General features: G+C 39.4%; 27 protein-coding genes and 2 pseudogenes. 20 read left to right on the top strand and 9 right to left on the bottom strand.

What is annotated here, in order from left to right; all coding sequences use genetic code 11:
* Positions 1 to 124: 124 nt before the first annotated feature.
* A complete protein-coding gene (locus IE222_RS11330; protein WP_191272812.1) occupies positions 125 to 310 on the bottom strand; it encodes a hypothetical protein in 186 nt (61 codons plus the stop codon).
* 1,209 nt (positions 311 to 1,519) lie between these two features.
* Here IE222_RS11330 and IE222_RS11325 point away from each other — a divergent pair.
* From IE222_RS11325 to IE222_RS11315, 3 genes are all read left to right on the top strand, one after another.
* Complete coding sequence (locus tag IE222_RS11325) at positions 1,520 to 3,853, top strand: helix-turn-helix domain-containing protein (protein ID WP_191272810.1); 2,334 nt, start codon at positions 1,520 to 1,522, stop codon at positions 3,851 to 3,853.
* A gap of 165 nt (positions 3,854 to 4,018) precedes the next feature.
* Positions 4,019 to 5,422, top strand: coding sequence for an MFS transporter (locus IE222_RS11320; RefSeq protein ID WP_191272808.1), 1,404 nt, complete (start codon positions 4,019 to 4,021; stop codon positions 5,420 to 5,422).
* A 54-nt stretch (positions 5,423 to 5,476) separates the two neighbouring features.
* The gene (locus tag IE222_RS11315; RefSeq protein WP_191272806.1) at positions 5,477 to 6,664 is read left to right on the top strand and encodes an amidohydrolase; all 1,188 of its coding nucleotides are present in this window, start codon (positions 5,477 to 5,479) and stop codon (positions 6,662 to 6,664) included.
* 96 nt (positions 6,665 to 6,760) lie between these two features.
* Here IE222_RS11315 and IE222_RS11310 read toward each other — a convergent pair whose 3' ends face one another.
* The 3 genes from IE222_RS11310 to IE222_RS11300 form a co-directional block, all read right to left on the bottom strand.
* Positions 6,761 to 7,042 carry an HAD family hydrolase gene (locus IE222_RS11310; protein WP_223282657.1) on the bottom strand — a complete coding sequence of 94 codons (282 nt, stop codon included), beginning with the start codon at positions 7,040 to 7,042 and terminating at the stop codon, positions 6,761 to 6,763.
* Between the two features lie 132 nt (positions 7,043 to 7,174).
* The gene (locus tag IE222_RS26905) at positions 7,175 to 8,713 is read right to left on the bottom strand and encodes a COG4705 family protein (protein ID WP_370465037.1); all 1,539 of its coding nucleotides are present in this window, start codon (positions 8,711 to 8,713) and stop codon (positions 7,175 to 7,177) included.
* A gap of 501 nt (positions 8,714 to 9,214) precedes the next feature.
* A complete protein-coding gene (locus IE222_RS11300; protein WP_191272804.1) occupies positions 9,215 to 9,631 on the bottom strand; it encodes a DUF3888 domain-containing protein in 417 nt (138 codons plus the stop codon).
* Positions 9,632 to 9,834: 203 nt separating this feature from the next.
* Here IE222_RS11300 and IE222_RS11295 point away from each other — a divergent pair.
* From IE222_RS11295 to IE222_RS11230, 14 genes and pseudogenes are all read left to right on the top strand, one after another.
* Positions 9,835 to 9,927 (top strand): annotated as a pseudogene (locus tag IE222_RS11295) (GNAT family N-acetyltransferase); the annotation flags it as partial.
* A gap of 121 nt (positions 9,928 to 10,048) precedes the next feature.
* Complete coding sequence (locus tag IE222_RS11290; RefSeq protein WP_240009770.1) at positions 10,049 to 10,171, top strand: hypothetical protein; 123 nt, start codon at positions 10,049 to 10,051, stop codon at positions 10,169 to 10,171.
* Positions 10,172 to 10,631: 460 nt separating this feature from the next.
* Positions 10,632 to 11,504 (top strand): YitT family protein, encoded by an 873-nt coding sequence (locus tag IE222_RS11285; RefSeq protein WP_191272999.1) that lies wholly within the window; start codon positions 10,632 to 10,634, stop codon positions 11,502 to 11,504.
* 257 nt (positions 11,505 to 11,761) lie between these two features.
* Positions 11,762 to 12,013: a hypothetical protein gene (locus IE222_RS11280; RefSeq protein WP_191272802.1), complete on the top strand. Its 252-nt coding sequence runs from the start codon at positions 11,762 to 11,764 to the stop codon at positions 12,011 to 12,013.
* A gap of 156 nt (positions 12,014 to 12,169) precedes the next feature.
* Positions 12,170 to 12,958: a helix-turn-helix transcriptional regulator gene (locus IE222_RS11275; protein ID WP_191272800.1), complete on the top strand. Its 789-nt coding sequence runs from the start codon at positions 12,170 to 12,172 to the stop codon at positions 12,956 to 12,958.
* Positions 12,959 to 13,031: 73 nt separating this feature from the next.
* A complete protein-coding gene (locus tag IE222_RS11270; protein WP_191272798.1) occupies positions 13,032 to 13,433 on the top strand; it encodes a VOC family protein in 402 nt (133 codons plus the stop codon).
* Between the two features lie 30 nt (positions 13,434 to 13,463).
* A pseudogene (locus IE222_RS11265) lies at positions 13,464 to 13,848 on the top strand (VOC family protein).
* Between the two features lie 43 nt (positions 13,849 to 13,891).
* Entirely contained in the window at positions 13,892 to 14,305 is a 414-nt protein-coding gene (locus IE222_RS11260) for a VOC family protein (RefSeq protein WP_191272797.1), read from the top strand.
* A gap of 691 nt (positions 14,306 to 14,996) precedes the next feature.
* The gene (locus IE222_RS11255) at positions 14,997 to 15,104 is read left to right on the top strand and encodes a YjcZ family sporulation protein (RefSeq protein ID WP_191272794.1); all 108 of its coding nucleotides are present in this window, start codon (positions 14,997 to 14,999) and stop codon (positions 15,102 to 15,104) included.
* 670 nt (positions 15,105 to 15,774) lie between these two features.
* Complete coding sequence (locus tag IE222_RS11250; RefSeq protein ID WP_191272792.1) at positions 15,775 to 15,879, top strand: YjcZ family sporulation protein; 105 nt, start codon at positions 15,775 to 15,777, stop codon at positions 15,877 to 15,879.
* A gap of 65 nt (positions 15,880 to 15,944) precedes the next feature.
* The gene (locus IE222_RS11245) at positions 15,945 to 16,040 is read left to right on the top strand and encodes a YjcZ family sporulation protein (RefSeq protein ID WP_191272789.1); all 96 of its coding nucleotides are present in this window, start codon (positions 15,945 to 15,947) and stop codon (positions 16,038 to 16,040) included.
* Positions 16,041 to 16,648: 608 nt separating this feature from the next.
* Positions 16,649 to 16,753, top strand: a complete 105-nt coding sequence (locus tag IE222_RS11240) for a YjcZ family sporulation protein (RefSeq protein WP_191272791.1) — start codon at positions 16,649 to 16,651, stop codon at positions 16,751 to 16,753.
* A gap of 64 nt (positions 16,754 to 16,817) precedes the next feature.
* On the top strand, positions 16,818 to 16,913 hold the full coding sequence (locus IE222_RS11235; RefSeq protein ID WP_191272789.1) for a YjcZ family sporulation protein: 96 nt from the start codon (positions 16,818 to 16,820) through the stop codon (positions 16,911 to 16,913).
* A gap of 95 nt (positions 16,914 to 17,008) precedes the next feature.
* On the top strand, positions 17,009 to 17,176 hold the full coding sequence (locus tag IE222_RS11230) for a hypothetical protein (protein WP_191272787.1): 168 nt from the start codon (positions 17,009 to 17,011) through the stop codon (positions 17,174 to 17,176).
* Between the two features lie 465 nt (positions 17,177 to 17,641).
* Here IE222_RS11230 and IE222_RS11225 read toward each other — a convergent pair whose 3' ends face one another.
* Both IE222_RS11225 and IE222_RS11220 read right to left on the bottom strand, forming a co-directional pair.
* Positions 17,642 to 18,649 (bottom strand): DUF3231 family protein, encoded by a 1,008-nt coding sequence (locus IE222_RS11225; RefSeq protein ID WP_191272785.1) that lies wholly within the window; start codon positions 18,647 to 18,649, stop codon positions 17,642 to 17,644.
* 172 nt (positions 18,650 to 18,821) lie between these two features.
* Positions 18,822 to 19,292, bottom strand: a complete 471-nt coding sequence (locus tag IE222_RS11220) for a hypothetical protein (RefSeq protein ID WP_191272783.1) — start codon at positions 19,290 to 19,292, stop codon at positions 18,822 to 18,824.
* A 404-nt stretch (positions 19,293 to 19,696) separates the two neighbouring features.
* Here IE222_RS11220 and IE222_RS11215 point away from each other — a divergent pair, with 404 nt between their 5' ends.
* Entirely contained in the window at positions 19,697 to 20,371 is a 675-nt protein-coding gene (locus IE222_RS11215) for a serine/threonine protein kinase (protein WP_191272781.1), read from the top strand.
* A gap of 53 nt (positions 20,372 to 20,424) precedes the next feature.
* On the top strand, positions 20,425 to 21,312 hold the full coding sequence (locus IE222_RS11210; RefSeq protein ID WP_191272779.1) for a mechanosensitive ion channel family protein: 888 nt from the start codon (positions 20,425 to 20,427) through the stop codon (positions 21,310 to 21,312).
* An 87-nt stretch (positions 21,313 to 21,399) separates the two neighbouring features.
* On the opposite strand, the gene IE222_RS11205 is transcribed toward IE222_RS11210, so the two are convergent.
* The 3 genes from IE222_RS11205 to IE222_RS11195 form a co-directional block, all read right to left on the bottom strand.
* Positions 21,400 to 22,029, bottom strand: a complete 630-nt coding sequence (locus IE222_RS11205; protein WP_191272776.1) for a hypothetical protein — start codon at positions 22,027 to 22,029, stop codon at positions 21,400 to 21,402.
* A gap of 135 nt (positions 22,030 to 22,164) precedes the next feature.
* Positions 22,165 to 23,181 carry a DUF3231 family protein gene (locus tag IE222_RS11200; RefSeq protein WP_191272775.1) on the bottom strand — a complete coding sequence of 339 codons (1,017 nt, stop codon included), beginning with the start codon at positions 23,179 to 23,181 and terminating at the stop codon, positions 22,165 to 22,167.
* Positions 23,182 to 23,432: 251 nt separating this feature from the next.
* Positions 23,433 to 23,633 (bottom strand): acyltransferase, encoded by a 201-nt coding sequence (locus IE222_RS11195; RefSeq protein ID WP_191272772.1) that lies wholly within the window; start codon positions 23,631 to 23,633, stop codon positions 23,433 to 23,435.
* 230 nt (positions 23,634 to 23,863) lie between these two features.
* On the opposite strand from IE222_RS11195, the gene IE222_RS11190 reads away from it, so the two are divergent.
* Positions 23,864 to 25,234 (top strand): VWA domain-containing protein, encoded by a 1,371-nt coding sequence (locus IE222_RS11190; protein WP_191272770.1) that lies wholly within the window; start codon positions 23,864 to 23,866, stop codon positions 25,232 to 25,234.
* Positions 25,235 to 25,325: the final 91 nt, after the last annotated feature.

Here is a 25,325-nt window from a genome sequence, read left to right as displayed (position 1 = left end):
TCTGATACTTTTTAAAAATTTTTAAAGGATCCGTCCTTTTAAGATTTCAATAACTGTTCAATTCGATTAACTCTCATATCGATTTTGGCGCGCTTTTCGGATGATACCGTCCCGTTAGCTGCTTTCAATTATGATCGGTCGTTTTCCCCTTATTCATTAACTTCACGACATTCTCCTTAGGGCTCCAGCAGTTAAATTTATAATGCGTCTTGGTTTCATAGCCTAACCGGCTGCAGAAATATTTCGCACCGTCAGCAGTTTTCTCCACTTTAAAATGCCGGCATGTCGCGCAGCAATGGTAATCCTTCATCGCATATCCCTACCTTATTCGGCCTAATGTTTATTTTCATTGTACAATGAATTGTTTGATGCGGGTGCAAAAATAATCATCTTAAAACTGGCGGGATTGGTGTTAGAAAAAGGAAAATAGATTTTTTGAAGCGAAGTTCGGTCCAGAACGGCATCTACTTACCGTGCGAAAGGAAAAATCCATCGCAGACATCAAGTTTGCGGCCGTCTAGTTACTGTTAAAAAGGAAAAATCCATCGCAGCCATCAAGTAGAGCCCGTCTAGTTACCGTCAAAAAGGGAAAATCCAACCCAGCCATCAAGTAGAAGCCGTCTAGTTACCGTCAAAAAGGAAAAATGCATCTCAGACACCAAGTAGAGACGGTCTAGTTACCGTCAAAAAGGAAAAATGCATTCCAGCCACCAAGTAGAGCCAGTCTAGTTACTGTCAAAAAGGAAAAATCCATCGCAGCCATCAAGTAGAGCCCGTCTAGTTACTGTCAAAAAGGAAAAATCCATCCCAGCCACCAAGTAGCCCCCGTCTAGTTACTGTCAAAAAGGAAAAATTCATCCCAGGCATAAAGTAGCGGGCGTCTAGTTACTGTCTAAAGGGAAAAATCGATCCCAGACATTAAGTAGCGGCCGTCTAGTTACCGTCAAAAAGGAAAAATCCATCGCAGCCATAAAGTAGCGGGCGTCTAGTTACCATAAAAAAGGAAAAATCCATCTTAGACACCAATTAGCTGGCGTCTAGTTACCGTCAAAAAGAAAAATCCATCGCAGCCATAAAGTAGCCCCCGTCTAGTTACCGTCAAAAAGGAAAAATGCATCCCAGACACCAAGTAGAAGCCGTCTAGTTACCGTCAAAAAGGAAAAATGCATCGCAGCCACCAAGTAGAGCCAGTCTAGTTACTGTCAAAAAGGAAAAATGCATCGCAGACATCAAGTAGCCTCCGTCTAGTTACTGTCAAAAAGGAAAAATGCATCGCAGCCATCAAGTAGAGCCCGTCTAGTTACCGTCAAAAAGGAAAAATGCATCGCAGACATCAAGTAGAGTCCGTCTAGTTACTGTCAAAAAGGGAAGTAGCCTTCATCTAAGTAGTCTAGCAACGCAATCCAGCCCCGCCGCCCCCAGCCAATTTTTGCACTTTGCCAAGCACTTCCATTAATATATGAAGTAACCAACAAGAAAGCCGGGACCGATAATCAAAACCAGAAAAGAGGGTACACCATTGGATCACACAGAAGACTATCAATTGTCATTGCAGAACATTGAATTTTTATCGTCAAGAATCTACCCGGGGGTTGAGATTCTTCTTGTTCTTGATGGTGAATTAGTAGTGGAAATGGATAGCGGCATTTATTATCTGAGGGAAAATGACTTGCTGGTGATTAACCGAAATCAATTGTATCAAGTGCGGGCTGTAAAGAATAACACGGTTTTAATCGTACGCATTCCGGATACCTTTATCTCCAAATATTATGAGGAGTACCGGCAGTATCATTTTCATTTATTTTCGCAGCAGATTGATCGCGGGAAAGAAAATATTATGGCGGAGCTGCGTAAATCTCTTGCGGAGCTGCTGATTACCTATTGCCGGCATGAAAAGGACTCCCAGCTTGAGGTGCATATTTTAATCTGCAAAATTTTGCTGACGCTCATTTTGAGATTTAAAGGGGAACGCAGCCATGTGGAAGAAATGGATGTCAAGGATCAGCGCTTAAAAGAGATGATTTCCTATATCAAGCAGCATGTTGACGAACCGATTACATTAGAGGATGTAGCGGCCCATTTTTATCTGTCACCCAGTTATTTTTCGCGTTATTTTAAACAGCATGCAGGGATTGGGTTCAGCCGTTATTTAATGAATCTTCGCCTGGAACACAGCGTAAAGGACTTACTGTATACCAAGGATTCCATCACCTTTATTTCTATGAAAAATGGCTTTCCTAATACAAAGTCGTTTACCAATTTATTTAAAGAGGTATACGGCGAGACACCGCATGCGTTTCGCGAAAAGAACGCCCAGGAACAAGTGGATGTCGTAAAAAGTTATCAATTGGATGGCTCGGAGACATTGCTGGAATCCCCTGACATTATCATGAAATTAGGTGTGTATCTATCTGATGGGGATGATACCGCAGCCTTTAGTAATACAGAAACCCACTTCGAGGAATTGAAGATTGACGTAACTTCTTCAGGCAGGAAAAAATTGAACCATCCATACAAAATTTTAGCGATAGGTGAACTCCGAGAGCTGCAAAAGGTAAACGTTCGGACACAGGTGTTATTAGCGAAAAGGGCGTTGAACATCAAATATATCGGGATTCATCAGTTATTAAGCGGCAGGACGATCCCAACGGCAGTCGAAACGGATGAATTAATCCCGACAACATCACCTTACTATAATGCGGATGAAATCATCGAGTTTATGAAGACCCATGATTTATCCTTATTTACGTACATAGCGTACAAAGAAATAGCCGCAGATGAACAGGCGTTTCTTGAAAAATTAGAACATTTTTTAAGGCATTGCTTGCAGGTGTTTGGGGAGAGGTATGTCAGCTCCTGGTGTTTTATGTATTCCGCAAATGATGAGGATAGCGAACAGGTACAGTGTTTCTATGCAACGTTGTACAAGCTATTAAAAACAATGGTTCCTTCGATTCAAGTTGGCGTGCTATTACCATTTTCCTTTCAAACAGGAACAACAGATGATGAACATAAATGGATGCTGCGCAAGCAAGAGCAACTTGATTTTATCGCATTTCAGGCTAGCTCCAATGAAATGGTCGATTTTAAAGATATCATCGATGATCAGTATCTAGCAGCGAAAGATTTTATTAAAAATAAAACCGAGAAATTAAAGCACTTTTTAAAAAGCCATGCAATCGAAAAACCGCTCCATTTGATTACGTGGAGTTCCTTTTCGGGTAATACGCGGTATACGAATGGGATTTTTTTCAGAGGGGCGCTCATATTGAATGATGCGATTACAATCGCAGATGATGTGGAATCACTTGGTTTCTGGATTAATACCGAGGTACATGAAAGAATGGTGGGGGGAAGGAATATTCCACTCGAAGGAATGGAGCTGTTTCATTATTTTAAAGGGAAGCGGCCGGCCTATTACGCGATGTCCTTTTTCAACAGGCTGCAAGGAAACGTCATCTCAAAGGGTGCAGATCATGTGATGACGGAAAATGAAACAGGCTATCAGATTGTGTTAATGAACAACAAGATTGTGAATCCCTATTTTTCTATCGAAGAAACCTTTTCACAAAAATTAATGAAAGAAGTGCGCGTGACAGTCAAAGGGATTCCAAGCGGGGAATATCAAATCCGGAAATATGTGTTTGATAAGGACCATGGTGCCCTTTACAAGAGCTGGCGGGAAAATAACAGTAAATTTGGAATGGACGCTGAGATTATTGATTACATTACCCATTCCAGTCAGCCGTCTTTAGAAGTATTTGATGAAATGATTGAAGGGGAATGGTCGTTTTATTCGTACTTAACCATTAATGCCGTTCACTTTTTTGAACTAAGAAAAGTCATTGTGTAAAAAATTTACCGTTCATTTTTGCTTAGATAATTTACAAGTATAGAATTACACCTGCTAAATGACCTATATCGGATAAAAAATGACTCCTTTTTTAAGGGGTCATTTTTTATAATAAAGATGCTTAAGCGCCGGTGTTGTTTAAGAAAGATTCTAGGAGGTAACTATATGGAGACTTATAAAGGTACAAATAAATTGATTACCGGAATTGTGTTCGGTGTTATTACCTTTTGGTTGTTTGCCCAAGCCATGGTGAACGTGGTGCCGGCTGTACAATCTGATTTAGGGATTTCACTTGGGACAATAAATATTGCAATTAGTTTATCTTCATTATTCTCAGGCATGTTTATCGTAGGTGCCGGTGGTTTAGCGGATAAAATTGGACGAAAAAAGATTACCTATATTGGTTTCATATTGAGTATTATTGGTTCCCTTCTCCTTGTTATAACTCAGGGAGCACTGCTTCTCATTATCGGCCGTATTATTCAAGGGATTTCAGCGGCATGTATTATGCCGGCAACGATTGCTTTAATGAAGGAGTATTTTGAAGGAGCGGAACGTCAGCGCGCACTAAGCTTCTGGTCGATCGGTTCTTGGGGCGGCTCAGGCGTGTGTTCGTTCGCTGGCGGTGCAATTGCCACCTATATGGGCTGGAGATGGATCTTCATCTTCTCTATTATCTTTGCTGTTATTGGGATGCTGCTTATTAAAGATACGCCAGAAAGTAAAGCACAATCAAAAGGCGCATTTAAATTTGACGTGGCAGGCTTAGTTATATTGATTATCACGATGCTAGCTTTGAACCTGTTCATTACGCGCGGCGCAGATTGGGGCTGGACAAGCGCTCTTACGCTCGTTTGTTTGGCTGCATCCATAATCGGCGTTATTGTATTCGTGAAAGTGGAAAAAAACAATGCAATTGCTTTAATCGACTTCTCTTTATTTAAAAATAAACCATATGCCGGTGCAACGTATTCTAACTTTTTATTAAATGCCGTTGCCGGTACATTAGTTGTGGCCAATACGTATGTCCAAGTGGGCCGCGGATTTACCGCTTTCCAATCAGGAATGCTTTCACTTGGTTACCTGGTTGCCGTTTTAGCGATGATTCGTGTCGGCGAGAAAATTCTTCAAAAAGCAGGGGCTAAATCGCCAATGATTTGGGGAACCGTCATCACGACGATTGGTGTAGCACTTATGGGTCTTACCTTCTTACCAGGCATTGCTTATACAGTTATGGTGTTCATCGGTTTTGCTTTATTCGGTCTAGGACTTGGCATCTATGCCACTCCATCGACAGATACGTCCGTATCAAATGCGCCTTCCGATAAGGTTGGGGCAGCGGCAGGGGTTTACAAAATGGCAAGTTCACTTGGCGGGGCATTCGGTGTGGCGATCTCAGCTGCTGTCTATGGTGCCATCACAGCTGTCAGCGGTGTGGAAGTGGCCGCAACAGCCGGCATTATCGTCAACGTGATCTTCGGAATAGTGGCCCTCCTTTCCATCGTGGTCATGGTTCCGAAAAATGCAGGAAAAGAGCATCAGCAAGTACTCGCTAAAAAGGCTAGTTAATGGTTGAATTAGCCATAATAAACAAAGTGAACGCAGTAAATGGAGGGAATCGATATGAAAGAGCAATTAATGAAAATGCTAGAAGAACGGAAAGAAGAAATGATTCAAATTCGTCGATATCTTCATGAACACCCTGAATTATCCTTTCAAGAGGAAAATACAAGCAAGTATATTGAAGAGTTTTATAAAGGTAAAGATGTCGAAGTGGATAAAAATGTTGGCGGCGGGCATGGCTTGATCGTGACCATTACAGGCGGCAAGCCTGGAAAAACGATCGGGCTGCGGGCAGATTTCGATGCGCTTCCGATTTTTGAAGAAACAGATGTGCCATTCAAATCGAAAAACCCAGGCGTCATGCATGCCTGTGCACATGACGGACATACCGCCTACCTAATGATTCTGGCTGACTGCTTGATTCAACTAAAGGATCAAATTCCTGGAAAAATAAAAATCATCCATCAACCAGCAGAAGAGGTGCCGCCTGGTGGGGCGATCGGCATGATTCAATCTGGATTACTGGACGATTTAGACAATATTTTCGGGATTCATTTACTGCCAATGGGACCAGCGGGTGTTGTCGGCTATAACAGCGGCTACGTATTTCCCGGCCGTGCCTACTTTAAGTTAAAGGTTCAAGGTGTGGGCGGACATGGTTCATCGCCGCACTTAGCAAATGATGCCATCGTCGCAGGTGCCCATTTTGTCACAGCTGTTCAAACGGTCGTCAGCCGCCGCTTAAACCCATTTGATATGGGGGTTATTACCATCGGATCGTTCGACGGAAAAGGGACATTCAATGTGATAAAAGACAGCGTAGAACTAGAAGGCGACGTTCGTGCCATCACAGATGAATCACGGGAATTAATTGAACAAGAAATCCGCCGCATCGCCAAGGGCATTGAACAAGAATTTAATGTAACCTGCGAACTCACCTATACACCGGATTATCCACCATTATATAACAATCCGGAATTGACCGAGAGGGTAGCTGGATTTTTAAAAAATGCAAAGGATCAAGACATTAGAGAGGTAAAGGAATTCCCTAAATTATCTCCATCAGAAGACTTTGCACACTATGCAAAAAAATTCCCAGCGTGCTATTTCTACATTTGCTGCACACCAAAAGGGGTCGAAAAACCATACTTTAACCACCATCCAAAATTCGATATCGACGAGGACGCCCTGTTAGTAGCCGCAAAAGCCGTAGGACAGGTTGTTTGTGGATATTATAAATTAATTTAATAAAAAACAAAGGCTTCTTCCAATAATGTAAAAAATGACAGGTATGAATCTAACAAAATAGACCACAACTGTCATTTTTTTTATTTTAAAATAACCCTAAACCACAATTGATTCGTATGATTTAAGCAGATAACGTTCTATAAATTCTAATCCATCATTTTCGTGGTGTCCTGTAACGAAATCAGCTGCTACTTTAATCTCTTCGGCAGCGTTTCCCATTGCGACACCAGTTCCGACGTGACGAAGCATCTCTATATCATTGGGTCCGTCTCCAATGGCTGCGACTTCTTTTGGACTTATTCGTAATGCGGGAAGTAAGCTGTTTATAGCAGACCATTTGGAAACATGAGGAGCCACTATAGTATTACACTTAAACAAACTGGCAGGTTTGTTTAAGTATAATCTGTTACATTCTTTAAAAGCCTTAAACTATGGCTTTTTCGCTTTTGACAATTAAAATGGGGTTGTCTCATAAAAAAAGGAACCGCTTTTGCGATTCCTGAGAATTTTCTATTCATTTGCAATATTTATGATACTGAGCGAATTGGTAAGTGCAGATTTGGACTTGCTGACATCAGGGCTTGATGAACGAACTGTAGCCAACACTACGTCAATGGTTCCATCAATTTTTGTCCAAGTGGTACCATCTATTTTCCTAAGTTTAGGCTCTTCTGAATCCCATTGATGTTCCAAATCGTCCGCACTTTTCTTCGCTAAAGAAAAGTTTTTGGAGTTAACATCTTTTAGCATAGTATTTTCAATTGTAGCGAAAGCAGTTAATTGTCCAACTAATGTTGTTGAAGAAGCATTTACTGATAATTTATTTGCGGTGTTTAGGACGCTGAGTGAATTGTTTAGTGCAACTTTACACTTGCTGGCATCTGGATTGGCCGAACGAGCAGCTGCTAATACAACGTCAATCGTACCATCTAATTTAGTCCATGTGGTGCCATCGATCTTTCTAAGTTTAGCTTCTGATGTGTCCCATTGATGTTCTAAATCATCCGCACTTGTTTTAGCTGAACTAAAGTTATTTGAGTTTACTTCCGTTAGCATATCATTTTCAATTTTAATAAATCCTGTTAATTGTCTACCTAATGAAGCTTGTGAAGAAACTGTTTGCGATGCTATAGAATTACTTCTCCACATATAACCGCCTATACCAACAATTAAGAAAATACACAGTGCCGCAATGGTTTGATTCATAACATTTTTTTTGCTTCCATTAGGTCGTCCTGTTTTTGTTGTTTTGCTTTTTGCATGTATATCAATTTTTGTAACAGCAAGAAAAACTATAATTGCTAAGATAGCTACAAGAAAAATGACACTAGTCACAGTTGTACCCAACCCTAACCCGCCATTAACTTTTGGTTGGGAAAGGAAATCTCCTAATGATGCTCCTAGAGGACGAGTCAAAATATACGCAATCCAAAATGCTAGTACACCATCAAGTTTCATTTTCCACGCTAAGAATATACAGGATAGGATAATAATTACAGTTAATCCAGTATTAAGATAACCAAGCCCTAGTTGTTCGGAATATAAGTCACCGACTGCAGTTCCGAGTGCAAATGTGAAAAGTATGGTAAGCCAATAGGATACTTCTCTTTTTGTTGTAAAGATTGAGTGTATCGAGAGTGTTTTTTCACTTAGATACCAAAATAGAAAAGTTAATCCTAGAAGTACGGAAAAAACGGCTGTGCTTATCTCGAGAGGTACACCTATACCGTCAGTCAAATTATCTGTTACCAACGTTCCAAACACGCTTATAAGCACAACCGTTGTCCAATAAATGCCTGAAACGTATTTCTTTGCTCTAAATTGAAGAAACAACACAATGAAAAATGCTATTCCCATAATGATTGTAGTGTTAGTTAATCCAAATCCAAGGTTGAAGTTAAGGAAATCGGCAAACGTTTCACCAACAGTTGTACATAAAATCTTAATGATCCAGAAGAAAATAGTTACTTCTGGCACCTTGCTAAACAATTGTTTTACAACTGGTTCTTGCAGTACGGTATTTTCAGTAGCTGATAAATTTTTTGACAAAAACTCATCTCCTTTTTGGTAACCATTATTATCAAAGCCCTATTTTCATCACCAAAATCAACTATAATATAATGACTTTTAGTTTTTATTAAGGAGAGATTAAATTCATCTGAAGTGTCTATTAATTTCTATAATTTTTTATTAGTGAAAGTTTAAGGGCCACACAAAACTTTGCGATTTGAACAGAATAAATTGCATTGTATAATTCCCTGATTTCATTTTAATCATATTCCCTAGATGAAACCTAAAATATTGGAGTTTCTAAGGAATTATGGGGGTGGGGATGAGGGAATATTAATCTTCCCTTTATTAAAAATAGGAAATTTTCACCAAAATGAGTTTGCTGATTTTCAGCAGCTCCATTTTAAAGTCAAGATTGTGAAATAATGTACTTACACTAGAGGGTGCATTTCTTAAAGAAAAGAAGGCTGCCACAAACGGCAGCCTTTTGTTATTGAGCTAAATGTCAAAATAGTTCTATAAGGAGATATAATTATGCCATTATTCTGGAGGATATTTATATGTAGCTAAGTGAGTATGATTAATCAATTTCACCTCTGGACCATAAGAAATTCTATAAGTCATTCGGTCCTTCCCTATTGAAACCCAGTGTCCACCATCGGTTGGCTCAATTTCAAAGGTGATATCCAAAATAAAACCACGGAAACCATTTACTCTTTTTGTTTCAATCACTTCAATTTTCCAGGGAGCAACAGAAGGTGAGAAATCACTAAAAATCTTTGGATAATAATAGTTATGTAAATCTTTATCAATATAAGGAGAAAGCAAGTTCATAAGCATATCCTGTAACCTAAGCTCTTTAGAGTCTTGGGTAGGTTGATCTGATAAAGCAGTTGTTGCTTGAAAACAAGAAATAAGAAAAAGAGATAGGATAAAAGCGATTGGTATCTTCTTCATTTTAAATACACCTCTCTACGTCTTTATCTAATGAATTGTATTGTTACCTTTTCCGAATAAGGTATGTACTTATTGTACAAACGGGTAGCTTTCGTTTAATAATGCGTTGTTACTGGCAGCACGTATTCTTATCCCACCAACGGGAAGCAGGCAGTTCAAAAAGAAGGGTTTATTAAATGGTATTATGTCGTATATGCAGCGGAAATAATGAAGGCGAAATCGTTGGTTTTTCTTCTGGTGGTAAAGAACGAAGTGGAAAATATAATGGCTTTGATGGGGAATTGTATGCAATTTATTTTTAAAATGGCTAATGAGAACATATGGAAATGATGTAATCAGGGTGGCTTATTCTTATCTAAAAAAAGGCGATTAGCAGAAGATGTGGCACAAGATGTATTTTTTAAGTGTTATGAAAAAATGGATACCTTTCGAAATGAATCGGCTTATAAAACCTGGATTTTAAAAATTACAGTGAATAGGTGTAAAGATGTTTTAAAGAGTTGGGCTAATAAGAATGTATTATTTACCGATTTGGATTAAACAGGAAAACCGAACGATTGAGCATAAATTGTTGAAATAATATTTTATTAAAATAATTTTTTTGATATTCCACGCTTGTCCAATCATCTTTATTCTCTATGCATATTTTATCATAGAGAGACAGAGATCTCTCACACCATAAGCCTGCACCGCCGTATGGCACCTCCTGCACATTGGGATACCTCCAGAGAAGCGTATCGTTCGTTTGATACGCTTCTTTTTATTTGATCAGACCTTTAGAGCATAAATAAATATGATACCTTAAAATTTCTAACACTAGAGGATTAATGGAATTTTATTGCAGTTTCTATTAATAATTATGTACATGGTCATCATAAAAATAACGGGATTTTATTACTATCTTGAAAAAACAATAGAAGGAGACGAGCTGTTATTCTAAGGAATCGAATGCTTTTATGATAATCTTAAATAAGCGAAAACGTATGAAATGAGGAATGATATGGGGAGCATCAATAAGCAAAAGCGCAAAACACTGAAAATGATACTACGAGGATTGGCCATCATTATTGGGGGATTTATAGCAGCCTACGGACTAGAAACGGTGTTAATCCCAAACAATGTATCTGATGGGGGCGTGACGGGTCTTAGTATCGTTAGTTCCGAATTATTTGGCTTACCATTAGGAGTTCTTATTGGAATTATTAATATTCCTTTTATTTGGTTAGGATATCAACAAATTGGCAAAAGCTTTGCTATGTATTCGATGATCGGCATCGCTTCACTAGCTGTTGGTACAAGTCTCATGCACGATATGCCGGCGATTATTGAAGGGGACACCCTGTTAATAACGGTTGTTGGCGGTATTATCCTCGGTATTGGAATGGGGGTAGCCTTACGTAATGGCGGTGCATTAGATGGTATTGATATGCTCGCTGTGCTGCTAGCCAGAAAATTACCGTTTGGGACAAGTGATTTCATTCTTTTTTTAAACCTGTTTGTCTTTATTTTTGTTTCTATCGTATTCGGCCTTCAAGGGGCGATACTGTCGGCGATCGCTTACTATATTGCTTCTAAAGTGATTCACATCGTGGAAGAAGGGTTAAGCGGCTCCAAAACCTTTAAAATTATCACCACTCAGCCGGAATTAATGGTGGAGACTATACGCGAGCGCTTAGGTCGAAGTGCAACGTACAATGAAGTTTTTGGCGGATATTCCAAAGAAAAATTTAAGGAAATTACATGTGTCATTAACCGCTTAGAAGATAGCAAAATAAAAGAAATCATTAATGAAATTGACGAAGAAGCTTTTGTAACGGTATATGATGTAGCAGAAGTGAAGGGTGGTAATTTCAGAAAGCGTAATATTCATTAGAACAAAACGAATTTACCATAAAATCCCACAAAGGTCTCCTTTATCGATTGGCTAAAGGGAATCTTTGTGGAATATTTATGTAATGACTTATGCAAGTAGTATAGGTGAACCTAATGAGGCAGCACTAGCTGCTGTATCTTTTAAGTAAACCCGAGATTGCCCTTTCGAACGAGAAGGGATTTTTTCTTTACAGTAAATGTTTCTAAAATTTAGAATAATATGTTGATTTATGTATGGAGGTGGGGGAGGTAGGTTGGTTGAAAAAAGAAAATGTGCTGCTTTTTATTATTATGGTTTCTTTATTGGCACTAGGTGCAGCTGCATTTTTTAAATGGAACGGGTGGTTGTTACTTTTAGGTATGGCCATTATTTACGGCTTACTGGTGGCTGGTACGTTCTTAATTGAAAAAAGATATCCATTCCAAAGGCTGTTTGCATTATCTGTTATTTTCTTGATTCTACTTTTTTTGGCTGGTGGGTGTATACTACTGATTGGTCATATTCTTTAGCTACACTTCCTTTAAATATATTAGTATTAATGTATGGTTTATATGCGATATATAAACAATTCCCACGACAAGACCATAAGGATTAGATATTAGTAGTCAAACTTGATCAAATTAGTGAGCTCCTATTTAATGATGGATGCAGAGGTGAGAGTAGCAATGAGTAGACAAATTGAAATGAAAGAGGCCATTCATTATATTCAAACACACCTTTATGACCATATCACACTCGACATATTGGCCAGCCATGTATCGTATAGTCCCTATCATTTTAGCAGGATTTTTAAAGAAGAAACGGGCCTTTCGCCTTTATATTTTGTTTCCTCCATGCGGCTGCAGCGTGCAAAGGAGTTATTGCTAAACACAAATATGAGTGTCCGGGATATTAGTTTAGAGATCGGACAACAAAGTTTAGGAACGTTTACTACCCGGTTTAGCAAAAGTGACGGCGTGACGCCTGCCTATTTCCGCAATACCCAGGAGCAGGCTGAAAACTTACTGAACTCTCTGCATGGGCTGGAAAGAGAAACAAAACTTCAACATAGTGTGAATAGCTTCCTATCCGTTAATGGAACCGTCTTTACGGAAGAAGAGTTTGAAGGGGTAATCTTAGTCGGCTTATTTCCAAAACCCATTCCGGAAGGCCTTCCCCTTTATGGGACACTCCTTTTTTTCCTTGGAGAATTTCAGTTTCATAATGTTAAACCTGGACTTTATTATTTGTTTGCAACCTCTGTTCCATGGGGAATGAAAGCCCAAAACTTCCTGGTTCCCCATACAACATTAAGGTATAAGCCGACTGGTCCCATCCTGGTTACTGGGAATGTACAAGTCCCACACCAAGAACTACATCTCCGTGCAGCTCAACTCGATGACCCGCCAATTCTCATTTCCATTCCGAGATTAATGGATAATTTCCTTCAACGCATAAAAGATAGCAATCCATAAGAAATTAAAACATTCTGAAAATGTTAATATTGATATATAAGGTGATGCAAATCAAAAATGAAAGGAGGTTATTATGGGAACATTAACGCCATTTTTATTATCGACGGATGCAAGGTCTCAGGCAGAGTTTTATACCCGCTCGCTGGGCGGGGAAATTGTATCGATTATCACACATGGCGAAGTAATGGGTGAACAGGGAGACCCTAAGGACAAAGTGATCCATTTATGTTTGTCTATAGCCGATGGTAATGCCATTTTCATGGCGGATACCATGAAATCCACCCCCGATGGAAGCGATGTATTGCTGAATATATCCTACAAAACCGAAGCAGAGGCCAGGGAAGCATTTCAAAAGCTTGCATTAGGAGGAAATGTGAGATTCCCTCTGGAACTGCAGCCTTTTGGCTATTACGGAGAAGTCCAAGATCAATATGGTGTATCCTGGATGATTACCGCAGATAGTGAAATCCTATAAGGGAAAAAATGGAATAAGGGAGGGTAAAAAATGATTAATGTAGTTAGTCAGATTATGCTGTATGTCAATAATCAGGATGAGGCGGTTACATTCTGGACAGAAAAAGCCGGATTTGTCATGAAAGCGGACGAAAATAACGGTCAGGGAATGAGATGGATTGAAATCGCACCGGCAAATGATGTTGAGACGAGTATTGTTCTTCACGACAAAGCCCTAATCGCTAAGATGAGCCCTGAATTGAATCTTGGCACACCTTCCTTAATGTTCTTTACTGACAATCTCGATAATCTTTATCAAAACCTATCAAATAAGAACGTCACCGTTGGGGAGATCGTAAACATGCCTTCTGGCAGAGGTGTTCAACTTTGCGGATGATGAAAATAATTATTTTGCCGTGATGGAGAAAGGTCAATAAACAGTTGTTTCATGAGAACTTTTAAAAAATGGAGGAATGATCAGTGGGAGTACAATCAAATCAAATATTTGTTAACTTGCCGGTGAAAGACTTACAAAAGTCAATGGAGTTTTATAAGCAAATTGGATATGAATTCAACCCTCAATTCACTGATGAAAAGGCAGCCTGTATGATAATAGGCGAGAATATCTTTGCGATGCTGTTGGTCCAGTCCTTTTTTAAAACGTTTACGAAAAAGGAGTTACCTGATACCCACGAAACGACAGGAGTTATTATCGCTCTATCCGCTGAAAGCAGGGAACAAGTAAACGAAATAGTAGATAAGGCGATAGCAGCAGGTGGTAAAGAAACAAGCGACCCTAGCGATCATGGCTTCATGTGTTACAGGAGCTATCAGGATTTGGATGGGCATTATTGGGAAGTTATGTACATGGATCCACATGCTGCGAATGGGTAAAAAGGACAATTCATTTTTAATGAGATAGTTTCTTTCACAAACGATGCGTTAATCCAGAAAGGATTCACGCATTTTTTTATGGTTCATTTACTTCATAAAATGAGCTGCCGGTAAAAGGACAGCTCAGGTGAAATAATACTAGACTTACTTTGGAGAAAAACAAGTTCCGCTAGTATTATCGACTAACTATTAAAAAATGTTTAGCCTGTTGAAAAAACTTTTCTCTGGAGAGAAATTGGCTTTTTTGTTGTTTCATTAAAACACTTGATGGCGGAAGACTGTTCTGGACATCTGGTTAAGCGATCCTGCAGTATAAAGGTCTAATGTTTTATTAAAATATTTTTTTTGGAAATCAACGCTTGTCCAATCATCTTTATTCTTTATGCATATTTTATCATTGAGAGACAGAGATTTCTCTCACCATAGCCTGCAGCCGTATTGCACCTCCGGAGAAGCGTATCGTTCGTTTGATACGCTTCTTTTCATTTCACCAGTCACATAATAAGGGAAGAAGGCCTGATACAAACCTTGAAATTTCCAACCCCAGATAGATATTTAATGGAGTTTTATAGTGGAATTGCTGATTTATCATAATAATTATGAATTTGTCCAATCAAGTTTTTTACAAAAAAATATCTTAATAGTGGGATGTAATTTAATATCCCGAAATAATGACAGGTGGTGATAGTTTATGTATGGATATTCAGGCGGATATGGTTCTTCCTTTAACTTCACTTTAATTGTAGTATTGTTCATTTTATTAATTATCGTACTAACTTCTGTTTCAAGCGGTTACTAGTTTGCAGAAGGAACATGTTACTGATTTTCAGTAGAAGGACAGATTTCGGCGAATCTGTCCTTTTTCGATAAGCTTCTGAAATGAAAGCAGGTTGTAAGCATGTATTTCTTTCAAGGAAGACCCTTCGAGATTGAATCATTTACTTCCTCACTGTGGAGCGTTTGCATTTATTGCTGACGTTTCTTTATGTTTTAGGGTAACCATATTTTTTTAAAAAACCAGGATAGAGGGATGGGGGATAATCGAAAGATAAGTATTTATAGTGACTTGCCTAGAGGAGAATGATTTTTTAAAATAATTTTTTTATTTTCCACGCTTGTCCAATCTTTTTTATTCACTATGCATATTTTATCATAGGGAGACAGGAATCTCCCGCGCCGTAGCCTCCACCATCGTAGACCGCTTATTGCACATTAGATTACCTCCGGAGAAGCGTATCGTTCGTTTGATACGCTTCTTTTCATTTCATCAGACACCTTAGTAAGGGAAGAAGGATTGATTCAAAGCCTTGAAATTCCCAACATTAGATGGGTATTTAATGGAATTTCATAGTGGAATTGCGGATTTATCTTAATAATTATGAACTTGTCCAATCATTTTTTTTATAAAAAAATATCTTAATAGTGGGATGTAAATATTATTCCAAAAAAATAACGGGTGGTGATAGTTTATGTATGGATACTCAAGCGGGTATGGCTCAGCTTTTAACTTCACTTTAATCGTAGTATTGTTCATTTTATTAATTATCGTACTAACATCTGTTTCAACTTATTAAAAGTTTAAAAATATTTCTCTGAGATTGTCATTGTGAAATTATTAGAAAAATGAGGTGAACGATATATGGATGGACTTAGAAATATGGCTGCACTGATCGTTGTACTATTTGTATTGCTGATCATTGTAGGAGCTAGTGTTTCCGGCGGTTACGGTTACTAAGTCGTAGAGGGGCCATGTTACTGATTTTCAGTAAAAGGACAGAATTCGAATCTGTCCTTTTTCGTTAAAACTCCTTTATTTTCACTATGTCTTCACGAAGCCATAATGTTCTGAAATCATTTCCTAATCGGTTTGGTAAATGCCTTTTTTTTATCGTATTTCAAGTAAATTATGAAGAAGAGAAAAAAGTGTGTATATATTTATTCTTGAATAGATGAAAGAAGATTTAATATATTTTTTAGAAATAATTTTTAAAATAATCAATGCTTGTCCAATCATCTTTATGCTATGTGCATATTTTATCATTGAGAGATAGGAATCTCTCACACCGTAACATGCACCGCCGTTTACCAGCAGCTGTACATTGGGATACCCCCAGAGAAGCGTATCGTCCGTTTGATACGCTTCTTTACATCCCATAAGACAATTAGTAAGGGTGAAAGCATGAATTGAAACCTTGAAATTTTCAATGCTATATAGGAGTTTTATAGTGAGGCTGCGGATTTTCTTAATAATTAGTGACTTGTCCAAACATTTTTTTATAAAAAAAATATCTTAATAGTGGGATGTAAATATTATCCTCAAAAAATAACAGGTGGTGATAGTTTATGTATGGATACTCAAGCGGATATGGCTCCTCTTTTAACTTCACTTTAATCGTAGTATTGTTTATTTTATTAATTATCGTACTAACATCTGTTTCAACATATTAAAAGTTTAAAAATATTCCTCAGAGATTGTAATTGTGAAATTTTTAGAAAATGAGGTGAACGATATATGGATGGACTCAGAAATATGGCTGCACTGATCGTTGTACTATTTGTATTGCTGATCATTGTAGGTGCTAGTGTTTCCGGCGGTTATGGTTACTAAGCCGCTGAAGGAACTGATTTTCAGTAGAAGGGCAGATTAGTTCGGCAAATCTGTCCCTTTTCAATAATCTTCTGAAATGAAAGGAGGTTATAAGCATGTTTTTCATTCCAAGAAGACCCTTCCAAATCGAAATTGAAATTGAAATTGAACGGAGAAGAAGAATTGAAATTGAAATCGAAATTGAAATAGAAAGAAGACGTAGATTTGAAATTGAAAGAAGAAGGCGTTTTGAAATTGAAAGAAGAAGACGTGGATTTTTTTAAGATCGTCAACATAATCTCCTATTAGGCAACGTTTGTCTACCCAGTTTTATTTTGAATGCATATGTTATAACACAAAGGCTACTCCACGAAACATTTATATTTCTCACTTTGGAACGTTTGCATTTATTGCAGACGTTTCTTTATGTTTTGAGGGAACTTTTTAACAGCATAATATTTGTCCAAGCGAAACTTGTACGAGATAGTTAGAAAATTAGCTGGTGGTGAGAAATTTGAGATTCTATCTCTGGGGCTATGGATTAATTTCATGAAACCTGATGCTTTGTTATTCAGCGATAGGAATGTTAGTTAGGATAGGAATTTTAACTGCTCGAAAAAGACAGGTCTACAACATTTCAGACAGCTAGAAGCAATCTAGCTGCCTGAAATGGTTTATTTACAAACATAAATAGTCCAATCAAACTCCGAAATCACTAAAGCTGCGGCTGCGAGAACTATCCCTAACCATCATTCACGTTTTATCAACTGATCTCGGTCATCGGCCAGCGGGGGCTCTTCTAGCCAGCCGTGCTTGATCATGAGATTGGCGCCGTCCTCGGCATATAGCGCGATTTCCGGGAGAAGGGCTGCATATTGTGCGCCTAGGTCCCTTCTTGGGCTGGCGGCCATCGCCATGCCGAAATTGCCGATGCCGGCTGCAATCATGGCGGAAACATGGAACATGATTAATTTATCTGAAAACACGGTCGCGGTTGAATCGGTAACCGCCGAATCCCAGCTCATCGGCGCAGGCAGGTCGTCCTTGATTAAAATGTCGCTAAAGATATCGACAAACTTTTGCGAAAGCTGCATTCCGCGCACCAAAAATGATTTCACTTCTTTGTCCTGCGCCGTTTGGGCAAATCCCGTAATTAATGCCTTTCCGATCGCGTTGGACTGGACGTTCAAGAATAAATGCGTGATTTCAATAGACGTAAACGACCGCTTTTTGCCAAAAAACCCGGTGAGAAAACTTTGCTTTTCGATAAAATCAACTTTGTCCGGAACGGAGATATAAGGGGGCTTCACATACGTCCCTTGCTTTAGCATTAGATCGCGGGTCAGGTCCTGTAAGTCAATCCCTTTATCAATGATCCGCTTATGAAACGCGACCACATCCGGCCTCGTTGCCACACTGAGTCCACCGCAATTTGCCGCAAGGGCAATCACCGACATATGCCGATAATAAACCAAGACAAAAGTGTCCGAGAACAATTTCGGGGCTTGGGGATTCACATCTTGTTCCGTAAATCCAAGTGGAATGGGGAAATCATCCTTTTCAAATAACTCCCGTATGATGCCAAGATTCTCGTTGGCCGTCTTCAACGCCCATTCTGCAATCGGCCGAACCTCCTCATCCTTCACCATCTCCAAAAAATAACGACTCACACAAACCGCCAACGTATCATTAATATACTGTGCCCACAAACCAGACATCTCTGCTGCAGTCAAAGGGATCTTTGTCTTATCATCCATATGTGCAATCTCCTTTAAAAACGAATCTACTTGTAAGTAATATTCCCAATTTTGGATGCGATATGAGTGAGACACACGCACGGGCATCATACCATCATACATGCGGCGAACAGGAACTCATGGAAAAACTAAGAAGGTGCATGGACGCCTCTATGAATCCCCAGTCCAAGCATCACACCATCCTGCTCCGCGCCTTCTCATACAGATATTGCACACCGTATAACAGGTAGGCTTTGTAGTGAAGGTAGATGAAGAATTGGATGTGGTTGATGCGGTTCAGGGCGACCAGCTTGAGTTTTTTTGTTATATTGATGAAAAGAAAGGCAAAAAGGCCATCGAAAATAGCGTTAAGCAGGACAAACTTTTTAAAATTGCCGTACGAAAATTTCAGCAGCCACATCGAAATGGGCATATAAGGTCCGACACTCCAAGGCAGCTCGTCTTTGAAAAATGATCTGCGTTTGTCGTAAAATTTCCACCATTTCCGTTTGTGGCCGTACCAATGATTAAGAATCTCAAAAATGACAATAAATACGCCCGCCAGTGAATACCGTTTAAACTCCCGCTTTCCGATAAACAACAATGTTAACCATGGAATGACAATCATCGATATATTAAATGCTAAGTGCCTTTTTTTAATCATCAGCAAAACCTCCGACATTTTTCAATACTAATTTTATAGTATCCAACTTTTTTAAAAAAATCGGCCCGTTGAGGATATTCGAAATGACGTTTGCTGCAAACGGAATACCGCCGCAAGGAACCACCGCCCACTTCTAAAATTAAATACTAGTTTTCGCATCAAAAACATGGTGGTAAATTACTAGGACCGCCCCCTGAGGGTTTGGCGGCGGCTGGCTATTCACTTGAAAAAGTCATTAAGGTGATTCTGTTTTTGCAAATTTTTTCTGAAACCTCCCTTTTAACTAATCGTATAACTTTAAGGAATGGATTAAACATACACCGGTTGTTCCGAGTCTAAATATAAATAAATAAAAGTTGAAGTTTTTTTAGCAGCGTAAAAAGCAAAACAAAAAGGAGATGTTTATGATATCAGATTGGAAACTGGCAGATGAAGCACTGAGGAACATTCAAGTGATTGGGAGTGAAAATAATCAGTCTGTTACTATTATGGGGGCTGCAGAGGGTCTGACATGCATCGGAATTGGAACGGATGCTGCCGTTTTCCATTATCATAAAACCCCTGACGTTGTATTTAAGGTATATTCTTCTCAAGCATTAAAGAAAAAAGAAGTGGAAGAATATGTTTACGAACATTTAAAAGGGGCTCGTTATTTCCCGACATTTTACGGGAGTGGAACGAACTACATCGTGATGAGTTTCGAACAGGGGGTCACTTTGTATGAATGTTTGGTGCAAGGCATTCCGGTCCCGGAACAAGCGATTTTGGATGTAGAGGAGGCACGGGAGTATATCCGTCGTCAAGGGTTGAATCCGCGGGATATTCACCTCAAAAACATCCTTTTGCAAAATGGAAGAGGAAAAGTTCTTGACGTCTCGGAATATGTCCAAAAGGGAAACGATTACCGTTGGGAACATCTTCTCTGGGCATATAAAAACTTTTATCCCTTCATTTCTGGCACCCCAGTACCTGTATGGATTTTGGAAACAATAAAACAGTGGTATTTCCGGATAAACTTAGCCAGTTTCATGCTGGGTAATTTTTCTAAGAGATGGAATTTCTTCAGACAGCGGAAATAGCCCGAATCCGAAAAAGAAAATGTAATGAACCCAGTATTTAAGGACGTGGATGGATGGATTTATTAACGTTGACCGAGGATTTTTTTAAGATTATAAGGGAGTTTTTACTCCTGCGATTTATTCTGTTTGCTTTGATTCTCATGACTGTTTCTTTTATTATAAACCGTATGATCGAATGGTTCTTTAGGAAGTCAAACTTTTTTGATGAAGAATCGGAACAGACGATGCAAGGAGTTATTCGTTCGATTTTAAGGTATGGGATTGTGACCAGCCTTATTATCTTTCTAATTAGCCAATTTATAGATATTAAAGGAATTCTTGCTGGGGCAGGGATTGCCGGAGTCGTCGTCGGTTTTGCCGCACAACAAATGCTGAAGGACGTTATATTAGGGTTTGCGAGATTAACGGATAAGGAATTTCGTGTCGGCGATTTTGTGACGTTCAACGGAACAAGCTCCGGTACCATTGAGGAAATCAGTATCCGCTATATGCAAATTCGCGAATGGTCGGGAAAACTTCTTACCATCCCGCATGGGGAGATTCGAACAATCCAAAATTTTAATAAAGGCTGGATGCGGGTAATTGAACGGATTACCGTCAGTTATCAAGAAGATCCGGAAAAAATAAAGGAATTGCTACTGCAAGTCTGTGTGACCTGCAATGAAAAATGGGCACAAAGCCTGTTTAGGCAAGAGGATGAGGCTGTGGAACCATTTCAATATGTTGGGATTACAGACCTAAATCCTAATCTTAAATATGTTGGGTACGAATTTTGTATAACAGGACTGGTGCGGCCTGAAGAGTATTTTGAAACCTCCAGGCAGGTCAGGTTTGAACTAATGTCTGCATGCCATAAGGAACAAGTGCAAATGCCAGCATCGAATATGTTCGTTCAGACGGAAAAACTACAGGAGGCTCTTGAAGGGCACCCTTCCCACTAGAAACTGGAGAACGGTCCACGAGCACATGAAAAAGTCCAAAAGGCTGTGCTGCCTTTTGGACTTTAAGTACGAAATAGCCTTTATTCTTTATGGGCAGCTCATGCAGAAGTCTTTTATAATTTGGACATTATTTGGAGTTCCTTCTGGGGCCCCTGTTGTTGTAACTGATAGAGTTTGAGCATCTTCAAATTGAATGACACTTTGCCCAAGCGGCGGGAGAGTGATGGTTGCAGCCTCTCCAATCCGTGGTGTCACTACAACCTCTCCCCCAAATCTTCCATTGACGACAGCCATTGCCTTATAGTGGTTGGAAGTCAAATCTGTAAAAAGAAAACGGGATCCCCTAAAGGTAAAAGTACCTTCATGTCTATGAACCTCCTCAAAACCCGGGCAGCAAATGCAAAAATCTTTAACAATGTTCATAACTCCTTCAATTCCACCACTAGTAGAATTTAGAGTGACAGCTCGCGCATCTTCTATCTGAACAACAACTGTATCAGTGAAATCGATAGTAATATCAGATCCGATTCGCGGTGTTACAACTAGTTGGGCATTTAGAGGTGCACCGGTCGGACTTTGAATAGAAACGTCAATCATTGCCTTATAGTGATTTTCAGTCAAATCTGTGAAATAGGCAAATGATGCCCCTGAGGGTTGTGAAATTGCTATTGTCGCCTGATGCCTGAGAATCGTACAATTTTGTTTTCCTATCCCCATACAATCATTCCCCTTTTAAAATAAATATCAATGAAATCTTTTGGTTCAATGATATGTATATGGGAGGAAATGAGTTCGTGCTTGGACTAATGTGAATTTACTTGACTGGAAATCGAGTAAACATGGCCAATTCTCCTATTTCTTTTTGATTTTGGCAATTTCAATTTCATCGCTTGATTGAGGCAGCTGCTCCATCCAGCCTTGTTCAATAAGGATATGGGCACCGTCTTCTGCATATTGAAGGGCTTCAATCAAAAGCCGTGAATATTTCGCGCCGATATCCCTTCGCCCTGATGTCCCTAAAGCGGTTCCGTAGTATCCAGAAGAGGCACTGATCAACAAAGCGGAGTGGAACATCATCAGCTTATCGGAAAAAGCAGGTGTAGTAGAGTTCAAGACCTCAGAATCCCAAGTTGGGGGCTCTGTAATATTTTCTTCCATTAGGATGTGTGTAAGTACGTCAACGACCTTGCCGGCAATTTGAGCGCCCTTCACCATATAATTTCGAACCTGTTGTAAACCAGCGCTTTGACCAAATCCGAGTAATAAAGCTTTTCCGAGGGCATTTCTTTGAATGTCATTATAAAGGTTCATGATTTCTGCCGCATTTAAAGGGCGGCGTTCACCGAACCATCCAGTTAGGTAGCTTTGCTTTTGAACGAAATCCACTTTTTCAGGAATGGGAATGGCAGCTACCCTATGGTAGAGGCCTTTTTCTAATAACGTGGTTAACGATTTTTTATAAAGCTCCATGCACGATTCTACTGCCATTGTAAAAAGTTCAACAATATCCGAACGTGCAGAACTAGCAAACGCAGAACCGTATGCCGTCATTCCATATCTAGACATATAGTGAACAAAATTTAACATGAACACATCGGAGTATATAGCAGGTGCATTCAAATTAACATCCTCGCTTTCATTGAAAGCAACAGGAATGGGATGATTTTCTCTCACATATATCTCTGTAATGTCCTGCAGCATCTTATCTGATATCGAAATAGCAAAATCTAATACGTTTCGAATTTCCTCATCCTCGGTCTTTTCCTTAAAATACTTCAATACACACATAGACATACTATTATTCATATATCCAGTCCAAAGCTGAGCGATTTCAGAAGAAGTAAGACGAATATGTTGTTCAGAATTCATAAGTAATTAACCTCCAGGCAGTATATATTTTTAAAATGCCCTTTTAAAAGCAAAATACTATATTTTTCTTATGATTATTTGCGGTGACCGAAAAACACGCTCATGAAATGCAGCATCTTGTAAAGGGGGCAGGGGGATTATACTAGAGCAAATGAATGAACGGCAAAAAGCCCGATAAGCAGAAAATCGTCGAAGGCAGAAACAAGTACGAAATTCCGGAATAAGAATCGGGCCCGTGAATCGCTGGATGGTTAAAGCTTTTCTTGGATATCGGAGGCGCTCTTAAAATCAAACTTCTGGACAAAGTTGCAGCCCTGGCAGGCCCGTCCGAGCTGTTCCATGGATGCGGGATCGCGGTAATAGACTTCATCAAAGCCGCAAACTGGGCATTCCATCGAATGCAGGACCTCTCTTGGACCTAGCAATGCGTCTAGTAAAAATTCGAAATACATAAGGATCCCTCCTAAATAATTGCTAGTTTTACTCTAGCAAAAACCTCGCGGGAAATTAGTTGAATCCTGTTGACGAACCGCCATTTGTTTTCGACAGAATCAAAAGGAATGTCAGGGGATTGGAACTTTCGACCTATTCCAATTATGTGGAAAAATTTGCATAATATGACGTATGTGTAAAAAGTAGTCCCAAATGGGCAGAACAATCTAACTAGGGGTGTAGGGGAACCATGAAGAAGAAAAAGTTATTTCTGTTTACGCTTTTAGCGATCATGCTGCTATTTGCCTTATCTGCTTGCGGCAGCAAAGAGCAGACAGCAGGCGACAAAACGAAAAGCGAGAAAGTAAAGGAAGAAACAGCTGCGGCGGTTGAGGAACAAGAGGATGAAATGAATGTTGCCACAAGTGTCGAAGAGATTTTAAAAGAGAAGCCTGGTACATATTCAGGCAATGCCTATAATAAAGCCATTGTTCACAGGACATTAGATAAAAGTTCCTTTCAGGACAAAGACAGCTTTCAAATCTACGATGCCTTGCTTAAGTTAATGCGGGAAGGAGAGAATTATCGTTCCTTCTACGACTATTATGAAGCGTTTAATCCAAGTATCGAAACCGTCATCAGTGAAATGCCCGGGGGCATGAAGCTCGACGATAACGGGGATTTAGGCCTAAGTGCGAATATCGCCATTTTGTTAGATGCTAGTGGCAGTATGGCGCAAAAAATTGGCGGCAAGACAAAAATGGATCTGGCGAAAGAAGCTGTTAATCAGTTTGTGGCCTCCATGCCGGAAGGGGCAAATGTGTCGTTAAGGGTATATGGACATAAAGGAAGCAACAGTGACAGTGATAAAAAGGTTTCATGCGGCAGCACAGAAGTGGTGTATGATTTAAAGCCTTATAATGAAAAAGAATTTAAATCTTCTTTAGGAAAGTTTGAGCCGACCGGCTGGACACCGATTGCAAAAGCCATTTCGGAAACAAAGGCTGATTTTGAAAAAGCCAATAAGCCGGGGCAAAATATTATTTATGTGGTGAGTGATGGGGTCGAAACATGTAACGGCAATCCGGTGAAAGCGGCGAAAGAGCTTCATGATTCCAATATTGAAGCGGTTGTGAATATTATCGGTTTCGATGTAGACAGCAACGGTCAAAAGCAATTACTTCAGGTGGCACAAGCAGGCGGAGGACAATTTGAAACGGTGAAAACCGCGGAGGATTTCAACAAGCTTTGGGAAGATGAACGAAGACGCCTTTGGAATGAATGGTGGGATTGGGGCAATAAGAATTGGAATAAAGTCTGGGACGAACAAAATAAGAAAACAAATGAGTTATATGATGTCAAAGCTGACTTTACGAACCTCATTTATGATGAAAAAACCAGGCTCCAAGAAGCAGCCTATTACCTGCAGCAAAAAGAGCAATACGACAGTGAGGTTCGTCAAGAAGTTGACAGCCTGATAGACCAGCGCTATAACATTTTAAAGGATTACGCGGAGGACCATTTTGAGGAATTGAGGGACACCTTGAAAACGGAAGGCGAAAAATTAAAACAGTCCATTAAGGAAAAGGAAGAAGAAATGAAGGAAAAATATAAGAATTAAGATTTGAACCTTCCATAGGCTTCAAGTTAGCCCGAAAAACGAATGTTTTTTGCGGCTGACTTGAAGTTTTTTTAATTAGACTGCCCATTGA

This window comes from Neobacillus kokaensis (genome assembly GCF_014656545.1).
Taxonomy (GTDB): domain Bacteria; phylum Bacillota; class Bacilli; order Bacillales; family Cytobacillaceae; genus Neobacillus; species Neobacillus kokaensis.
The sequence above is the reverse complement of the archived record's forward strand: the minus strand, read 5'-3'. Positions and strand labels throughout refer to the sequence as shown.

What these genes read in the sequence shown, in the direction of transcription:
- IE222_RS11330 (WP_191272812.1), bottom strand. Translation starts at nt 310, where the DNA reads ATGAAGGATTACCATTGCTGCGCGACATGCCGGCATTTTAAAGTGGAG.
- IE222_RS11320 (WP_191272808.1), top strand. Translation starts at nt 4,019, where the DNA reads ATGGAGACTTATAAAGGTACAAATAAATTGATTACCGGAATTGTGTTC.
- IE222_RS11315 (WP_191272806.1), top strand. Translation starts at nt 5,477, where the DNA reads ATGAAAGAGCAATTAATGAAAATGCTAGAAGAACGGAAAGAAGAAATG.
- IE222_RS11300 (WP_191272804.1), bottom strand. Translation starts at nt 9,631, where the DNA reads ATGAAGAAGATACCAATCGCTTTTATCCTATCTCTTTTTCTTATTTCT.
- IE222_RS11290 (WP_240009770.1), top strand. Translation starts at nt 10,049, where the DNA reads ATGGATACCTTTCGAAATGAATCGGCTTATAAAACCTGGATTTTAAAA.
- IE222_RS11285 (WP_191272999.1), top strand. Translation starts at nt 10,632, where the DNA reads ATGGGGAGCATCAATAAGCAAAAGCGCAAAACACTGAAAATGATACTA.
- IE222_RS11275 (WP_191272800.1), top strand. Translation starts at nt 12,170, where the DNA reads ATGAGTAGACAAATTGAAATGAAAGAGGCCATTCATTATATTCAAACA.
- IE222_RS11270 (WP_191272798.1), top strand. Translation starts at nt 13,032, where the DNA reads ATGGGAACATTAACGCCATTTTTATTATCGACGGATGCAAGGTCTCAG.
- IE222_RS11255 (WP_191272794.1), top strand. Translation starts at nt 14,997, where the DNA reads ATGTATGGATATTCAGGCGGATATGGTTCTTCCTTTAACTTCACTTTA.
- IE222_RS11250 (WP_191272792.1), top strand. Translation starts at nt 15,775, where the DNA reads ATGTATGGATACTCAAGCGGGTATGGCTCAGCTTTTAACTTCACTTTA.
- IE222_RS11245 (WP_191272789.1), top strand. Translation starts at nt 15,945, where the DNA reads ATGGATGGACTTAGAAATATGGCTGCACTGATCGTTGTACTATTTGTA.
- IE222_RS11240 (WP_191272791.1), top strand. Translation starts at nt 16,649, where the DNA reads ATGTATGGATACTCAAGCGGATATGGCTCCTCTTTTAACTTCACTTTA.
- IE222_RS11235 (WP_191272789.1), top strand. Translation starts at nt 16,818, where the DNA reads ATGGATGGACTCAGAAATATGGCTGCACTGATCGTTGTACTATTTGTA.
- IE222_RS11230 (WP_191272787.1), top strand. Translation starts at nt 17,009, where the DNA reads ATGTTTTTCATTCCAAGAAGACCCTTCCAAATCGAAATTGAAATTGAA.
- IE222_RS11225 (WP_191272785.1), bottom strand. Translation starts at nt 18,649, where the DNA reads ATGGATGATAAGACAAAGATCCCTTTGACTGCAGCAGAGATGTCTGGT.
- IE222_RS11220 (WP_191272783.1), bottom strand. Translation starts at nt 19,292, where the DNA reads ATGATTAAAAAAAGGCACTTAGCATTTAATATATCGATGATTGTCATT.
- IE222_RS11215 (WP_191272781.1), top strand. Translation starts at nt 19,697, where the DNA reads ATGATATCAGATTGGAAACTGGCAGATGAAGCACTGAGGAACATTCAA.
- IE222_RS11210 (WP_191272779.1), top strand. Translation starts at nt 20,425, where the DNA reads ATGGATTTATTAACGTTGACCGAGGATTTTTTTAAGATTATAAGGGAG.
- IE222_RS11205 (WP_191272776.1), bottom strand. Translation starts at nt 22,029, where the DNA reads ATGGGGATAGGAAAACAAAATTGTACGATTCTCAGGCATCAGGCGACA.
- IE222_RS11200 (WP_191272775.1), bottom strand. Translation starts at nt 23,181, where the DNA reads ATGAATTCTGAACAACATATTCGTCTTACTTCTTCTGAAATCGCTCAG.
- IE222_RS11195 (WP_191272772.1), bottom strand. Translation starts at nt 23,633, where the DNA reads ATGTATTTCGAATTTTTACTAGACGCATTGCTAGGTCCAAGAGAGGTC.
- IE222_RS11190 (WP_191272770.1), top strand. Translation starts at nt 23,864, where the DNA reads ATGAAGAAGAAAAAGTTATTTCTGTTTACGCTTTTAGCGATCATGCTG.